Consider the following 7,120-nt stretch of genomic DNA (forward strand, 5'->3'; position numbering starts at 1 on the left):
AGTGGTACGTGAGCTGGGTTCAAAACGTCGTGAGACAGTTTGGTCCCTATCTGCAGTGGGCGTTGGAAGTTTGACGGGGGCTGCTCCTAGTACGAGAGGACCGGAGTGGACGAACCTCTGGTGTACCGGTTGTCACGCCAGTGGCATTGCCGGGTAGCTAAGTTCGGAAGAGATAAGCGCTGAAAGCATCTAAGCGCGAAACTCGCCTGAAGATGAGACTTCCCTGAGGACTTGATCCTCCTGAAGAGTCGTTCGAGACCAGGACGTTGATAGGTCGGGTGTGGAAGTGCTGTGAGGCATGAAGCTAACCGATACTAATTGCTCGTGAGGCTTGATCCTATCATTTGAGTGGCTTTGCTAAGATAAGCAGAGTTGCGAAGCAATACTTCTACCAAGGCATCCAGAGAAAGAAGTGGTCTGGGTGTGCTGTGAGGCATGAAGCTAACCGATACTAATTGCTCGTGAGGCTTGATCCTATCATTTGAGTGGCTTTGCTAAGATAAGCAGAGTTGCGAAGCAATACTTCTACCAAGGCATCCAGAGAAAGAAGTGGTCTGGGTGTTTAATTTCGGTTTCTACAATTTGACAAGTTAATGTCTGGTGGCCATAGCGAGGTGGTCCCACGCCTTCCCATCCCGAACAGGACCGTGAAACACCTTAGCGCCGATGATAGTGTGGCATTCGCCATGTGAAAGTAGGACACCGCCAGACGCCCCATTAGAAAACCCCCGACCTTGATTAAGGTCGGGGGTTTTTGCATTTGCGGGCTCTCCCCAATAGCGCACTTCCTCCATGGTGATATCATTTTGCATAATCTGTGGAGATGCCATGTCTATTCTTTCCCCTATCCAGCTATTGCAACAAGAACTGACCGCCTTATTTGCCGACAGGGTAAGTGCGAGTGAGTCTATCCGTCTTCATCATGGTCATGATGAATCTTGCCATCCTGATGTATTGCCCGATCTGGTCGTTTTTCCACACTCGACTGCCGAAGTGCAGTCAGTGGTGCGTTTATGTGCGAAATACCGGATGCCGATGATTCCTTACGGGGTGGGCAGTTCGGTCGAGGGACATACGCTGGCTATTCATGGCGGGGTCTGTATAGATCTTTCGCAGATGAACCGCATTGTCGCATTGCATGAGGAAGATTTAACGGCGACGGTAGAGGCGGGCGTGACGCGCTTGCAGCTGAACGAGGAGTTGCGGCATAGCGGGCTGTTTTTTCCTATCGACCCAGGGGCTGATGCCACTTTGGGCGGCATGGCCTCGACACGCGCCTCGGGCACCAATGCCGTGCGTTATGGCACCATGCGCGAGAATGTCTTGGCACTGACTGCGGTTTTACCTGACGGCGAGATTATTCATACTGGCACGCGCGCCAAGAAATCTTCTGCCGGTTATGACCTGACCCGTTTATTAGTGGGGGCCGAGGGAACACTGGCGATTATCACCGAGGTCACCGTGCGCTTGTATGGCATGCCGGAAGCCATGTCGTCCGCCATGGTGGCTTTTGATAGCGTGCGAGGGGCTGTAGATAGCGTGATTCAGGCCATTCAGTGCGGCATTCCGCTGGCGCGGGCAGAAATGCTGGATGCGCTCACCATGGCGGCGGTCAATCGCTATAGCAAAACTGATTATCCGGAATGCCCGACCCTGTTCCTCGAGTTTCATGGCAGTGAAGCCAGTGTTGCTGAGCAGGCGCAGCTGTTTGCTGATTTGGCCGAAGCCAATGGCGGCGGGCATTTTGCCTGGTCTAGCCGTGAAGAAGAGCGTAGCCGTTTATGGCAGGCGCGGCATAATGCCTACTTTGCCGGCTTGCAGCTTAAGCCTGGCTGCCGCTGCATTGCGACCGATGTTTGTGTACCTATTTCCCGTTTGGCCGAATGCATCGAGGAAACGTATCTTGATCTGCAACGCGATGGCGTTGAGGCTCCCCTGTTTGGTCATGTCGGAGATGGGAATTTCCATCTGATGTTGTTGGCCAACCCGTCAGACAGTGCAGAGATGGCCAAAATGAAGGCGATTAATCACCGTCTGGTGCAGCGTGCCCTGGCGATGGAAGGCACATGTAGCGGAGAGCATGGCATCGGGATTGGCAAGCAGGCGTATTTGGCGCAAGAGGCAGGTACTGCGGCCCTGAATATGATGCGCGCTATCAAGCGTTCTATTGACCCCGATAATCTGATGAATCCGGGCAAGATCTTTTCCCTGTAACGGCACCGCTACCCTATTGCCGATAGTTTATTGGCGGTACGCTTGATAAAATCGGTGGCAGATAAGCCAAATATCTTGGCGTGTCCGCTTAAAGGAGATTGGCCTGGTGGCAAGTTTATTGCAGTTTTTGCGGCGTCGTCGTCGTTTGGCCTTGCTGGCGTTGATGCTGTCGACGGTGCTGTTGATGGTGGCCAGCATGGGGCGGGGTCTTGACTGGCAGGGGAGTCAGCCGCTATTCGATATTCTGCTGCCGTGTGTGATGTTGCTGGGTGTGGCCGGGCAGCTTTTGGCCTTGCTGGCACTTCTGGGAAAACCACGTTCCTGAAATGGCATTAAAAACAAAGGTTTGTTTGTTGGCCGCCTGCCGCGCTGGCAGTTGACGAGCGGATGGCTGCAGTAGATAATCGCGGCCGTACAAAGGCAAGACAGGCTCCGCATGCGGAGCCTGTCGCCGTTTTGGAGCTTGTTGTGACGGACGATCAACTCTTCCTGCGTGAACTGGAAAATGGCCATTTCCCGCCGGACAATTTCAATCAGCAGACTCGCCTTTACGCCGCATGGGCTTATCACCGGAATTATCCGGTACGCGAGGCTGCCGCGCGTTGCGCGCATACTTTTTCGCGTTATGCCCTGATACGTGCTTTGGCAACGTCTTATCATCACACGCTGACTATGGCGACGCTGGTCCTGCTTTATCAGCGTATGGCTGAACAGCCTGAGCAGGCCGAAGACTGGGAACATTTTTGCCAGGCGAACCAGGACATGCTGTCTGATACGGTATCACTGGTTCGTTATCACTATTCTGCAGACCTGCTGGATCATGAGCGTGCGCGCAAGGCCTTTGTCGAGCCCGATCTCGCTCCTTTGCCTTGTCTGCTTCACTGAGAAAACCTATGAAAGCACCAGAACTTCTATTGCCCGCCGGTACCCTCGACAAGATGCGTGCCGCCTATGATTTTGGCGCGGATGCCGTTTATGCCGGCCAGCCGCGTTACTCGCTGCGTGCCCGTAACAACGACTTCAAGTTGGAAGAGCTCAGAACGGGCATCGACGAAGCGCATGCGCGCGGCAAGCAATTCTTTGTCGCCAGCAACCTGTTGCCGCATAACAGCAAGGTCAAAACCTATATGGCTGATATGGCACCGGTCATTGCCATGAAGCCTGACGCCCTGATTATGGCGGACCCTGGTCTGATTATGATGGTGCGCGAGAAGTGGCCGGAGGTGCCGGTTCATCTGTCGGTACAGGCCAACACCGTCAATTATATGGGGGTGAAGTTCTGGCAGAAGCTGGGCGTGAGCCGCATTATTCTGTCGCGCGAGTTGTCGCTGGACGAGATTGCCGAGATTCGCCAAGAATGCCCGGATATCGAGCTGGAAGTCTTCGTTCATGGCGCTTTGTGCATTGCCTACTCGGGCCGTTGCCTGTTGTCCGGCTATTTCAATCACCGCGACCCCAACCAGGGTACTTGCACCAATGCGTGCCGCTGGGATTACAAGATGCACGACACCCAAGGCGATGATGCCGGCGATGTGCAGACCATCAAGCTGGACTTTGGCAAGGCGCTGGAAGAGGCTAACCAGAGCTTCGCCGCCTGCGGTGGCGCGGAACGTCACCCGCTGGCCGATAAGACCTATCTGATCGAAGAAGGAAACCGTCCGGGCGAGATGATGCCCATCATCGAGGACGAGCATGGCACCTACATCATGAACTCCAAAGACCTGCGCGCCGTCGAGCAGGTGGAGAAGCTGGTGAAGATTGGTGTCGATTCGCTCAAGATCGAAGGCCGTACCAAGAGCTTGTATTATGTGGCACGCACGGCGCAGGTCTACCGTCAGGCGATCGATGACGCGGTTGCCGGACGACCATTCAATCTGGGCTTGCTGGCCGAACTGGATGGTCTGGCCAATCGCGGCTATACCCCAGGCTTCCTCGAGCGCCACCAGACGCAGGACTACCAGAATTACCTGACGGGCCACTCCAAGGCCAAGCAAAGCCAGTATGTGGGTGATGTGCTGGCCGTGGATGCGGAAGGTTGGGCGACAGTCGATGTGAAAAACCGTTTCGCAGTAGGCGACCGGCTGGAGGTGATACACCCGAGCGGTAACCATATCCTGGAGCTGAAAACGATGCTGCGCGATGACGTGGCTATCGAAGTGGCGCCGGGTAACGGGATTCAGGTGCGGATTCCGGGTATGCAGGGCATGAACAAGGCACTGATTGCCCGCCTGTTCTGAGCTGATTAAGTCTCGCACGCAAGCGGCAGTATGGCGAAAGCTATACTGCCGTTTATTTTTACCGGGAAGTGAAGCGTTGCCCGAGTGGCATTTGGCGCATACAATCAAAAGCAAAATTTTCGGAAGCGCTTGGTTTTTTCGCTTCTTCCAAGTTATTTATAAGGCATGCGATGACGATACAGCAACTGATCAATCAAAAAGTACAAGCGGCACTGGCTGCTGCCGGTGTGCCGGATGCTCCGGCCGTGGTTCAGCCTTCTTCCAAGGTAGGTTTTGGCGACTACCAGGCGAACGGCGTGATGGGTGCGGCGAAGGCGCTCAAAATGAATCCACGCGAACTGGCGCAAAAAGTAGTCGATGCACTGGATCTGGAAGGCATTGCCGAGAAAGTGGAAATCGCCGGCCCGGGTTTTATCAATATCCATCTGGCCCCCGAGTTTCTGGCGCGCCGCAGCGAAGCGGCATTGAAAGACGAGCGTCTGGGCGTGACGTTGCCAGCCAAGCAAACGGTTGTGATCGACTATTCGTCGCCCAACCTGGCCAAAGAGATGCATGTCGGCCATTTGCGCTCGACCATCATCGGCGACTCCATCGCACGCGTGCTGTCCTTTATGGGCCACGATGTCATTCGCCAGAACCATGTCGGCGACTGGGGCACCCAGTTCGGCATGTTGACGGCTTATCTGGTCGAGACCCAGCAAACCGGCAAGGCTGGCATGGAGCTGGGCGATCTGGAGACCTTCTACCGCAATGCCAAGATCCGCTTTGATGAAAGCGAAGACTTTGCCAATCGTGCCCGTGAATATGTGGTGCGGCTGCAAGGCGGCGATGAGTCGGTGCTGGAGTTGTGGCGCCAGTTTGTCGAGGTTTCGCTGTCGCATTGTCAGGCCGTCTACGACAAGCTGGGCGTAATGCTGACGCGCGACGATGTGATGGGCGAGTCGGCTTATAACGACGATTTGGCTACCGTGGTCAATGAATTGACCGAGATGGGCATCGTAACCGACAGCGAGGGCGCCAAGGTCGTCTTCCTGCCGGAGTTCGCCGATCAGGATGGTAATCCTGCCGCCTATATCGTGCAGAAGAAGGATGGCGGCTTCCTGTATTCGACCACCGACTTGGGTGCGGTGCGCTACCGCGTACGCAAGCTGAACGCCGACCGCATCATCTATGTGGTTGATGCGCGCCAGAGCCTGCACTTCCAGCAGATGTTCACGACCTGCCGCAAGGCCGGCTTTGCGCCGGATAATGTAGTGCTTGAACACATTGCTTTCGGCACCATGATGGGTGAGGACAACAAGCCGTTCAAGACCCGCTCCGGCGGCACGGTCAAGCTGATCGAATTGCTCAACGAGTCGGAAGAGCGCGCGTTGAACCTGGTCGGCGAGAAGAACCCGGATCTGGCCATCGAGGCCAAACAGCAGATCGCACACGCGGTCGGTATCGGCGCGGTGAAATATGCCGACCTGTCCAAGAGCCGTACCAGCGATTACATCTTCAACTGGGAGAATATGCTCTCGTTTGAAGGTAATACCGCGCCTTATCTGCAATATGCCTATACCCGTGTACAGAGTGTATTCCGCAAGGCGGAAAACTATGATGCCAGCGCGGCGATCGTGATCAGCGAGCCTGCCGAGAAGCAACTGGCGGTTGCATTGGCCCAGTTTGAAGATGTACTGGTAACGGTGGCCGATGGTTGCTACCCGCACCACCTGAGCCAGTATCTGTACAGCCTGGCGCAGTTGTTCTCACGTTTCTATGAAGCTTGCCCTATTCTCAAGGCTGAAGGTGAAGTACGCGCCAGCCGTCTGCAATTGGCAGCGCTGACTGCCAAAACATTGAAGACCGGCATGGATTTGCTGGGTATTGAAGTTCTGGATGCGATGTAAACAAGTTTGAAGCTGTTTATTTCAAATGCCCTCCCTCTTTAGGGAGGGCATTTTTTATAGAGGTAGCGATTATTTTTGCTGCGAATAGAAATAAGCCATGGAGATAAGTCTTTTATAGTCAGTGGTTTAGTTTTGGTTTTGGCATTGGTTAGGTAATTAAGTGATATTTGATGGGAAATACAGTTGACGCATCAGTCCAAGGTGCGTATATTTCGCCTCCTCAGCTGACGACGCAAACGAAACAAGCGGCGCAGCACTGCTCTTTAACAGAATGAACAACCGATAGGTGTGAGTGCTTGGCGATGCCAAACACTCGCACTGCAAGAAGATTGGAAACGTAAAGTTTCTTTGAACTTGCGTGCCAAAGTACGAAAAAAGCATAGAGATTGAACTGAAGAGTTTGATCCTGGCTCAGATTGAACGCTGGCGGCATGCTTTACACATGCAAGTCGAACGGTAACAGGGGCTTCGGCCTGCTGACGAGTGGCGAACGGGTGAGTAATGCGTCGGAACGTGCCAACCTGGCTCAGATTGAACGCTGGCGGCATGCTTTACACATGCAAGTCGAACGGTAACAGGGGCTTCGGCCTGCTGACGAGTGGCGAACGGGTGAGTAATGCGTCGGAACGTGCCAAGTAGTGGGGGATAACGCATCGAAAGGTGTGCTAATACCGCATACGCTCTGAGGAGGAAAGCAGGGGATCTTAGGACCTTGCGCTATTTGAGCGGCCGACGTCTGATTAGCTAGTTGGTGGGGTAAAGGCCTACCAAGGCGAGTAT

General features: G+C 54.4%; 5 protein-coding genes and 3 rRNA genes. All 8 read left to right on the forward strand.

The features are described from left to right. Positions 1-339: ribosomal RNA gene (locus EGI20_RS15545) — 23S ribosomal RNA — on the forward strand; the annotation flags it as partial. Positions 340-596: 257 nt separating this feature from the next. After that, a 5S ribosomal RNA gene (gene rrf, locus EGI20_RS15550) occupies positions 597-711 on the forward strand. Between the two features lie 117 nt (positions 712-828). Beyond that, positions 829-2,214 carry an FAD-binding oxidoreductase gene (locus EGI20_RS15555; RefSeq protein ID WP_498632529.1) on the forward strand — a complete coding sequence of 462 codons (1,386 nt, stop codon included), beginning with the start codon at positions 829-831 and terminating at the stop codon, positions 2,212-2,214. 106 nt (positions 2,215-2,320) lie between these two features. Then, entirely contained in the window at positions 2,321-2,539 is a 219-nt protein-coding gene (locus EGI20_RS15560) for a hypothetical protein (RefSeq protein ID WP_124736781.1), read from the forward strand. A gap of 62 nt (positions 2,540-2,601) precedes the next feature. Next, positions 2,602-3,099, forward strand: coding sequence for a hypothetical protein (locus tag EGI20_RS15565; RefSeq protein ID WP_235930230.1), 498 nt, complete (start codon positions 2,602-2,604; stop codon positions 3,097-3,099). Positions 3,100-3,107: 8 nt separating this feature from the next. Beyond that, entirely contained in the window at positions 3,108-4,451 is a 1,344-nt protein-coding gene (gene trhP / locus EGI20_RS15570) for a prephenate-dependent tRNA uridine(34) hydroxylase TrhP (RefSeq protein WP_124736782.1), read from the forward strand. A 170-nt stretch (positions 4,452-4,621) separates the two neighbouring features. Continuing rightward, positions 4,622-6,340: an arginine--tRNA ligase gene (gene argS / locus EGI20_RS15575; protein ID WP_498632532.1), complete on the forward strand. Its 1,719-nt coding sequence runs from the start codon at positions 4,622-4,624 to the stop codon at positions 6,338-6,340. Between the two features lie 505 nt (positions 6,341-6,845). Then, positions 6,846-7,120 (forward strand): 16S ribosomal RNA (locus EGI20_RS15580); the annotation flags it as partial.

This window comes from Aquitalea sp. S1-19 (genome assembly GCF_024343515.1).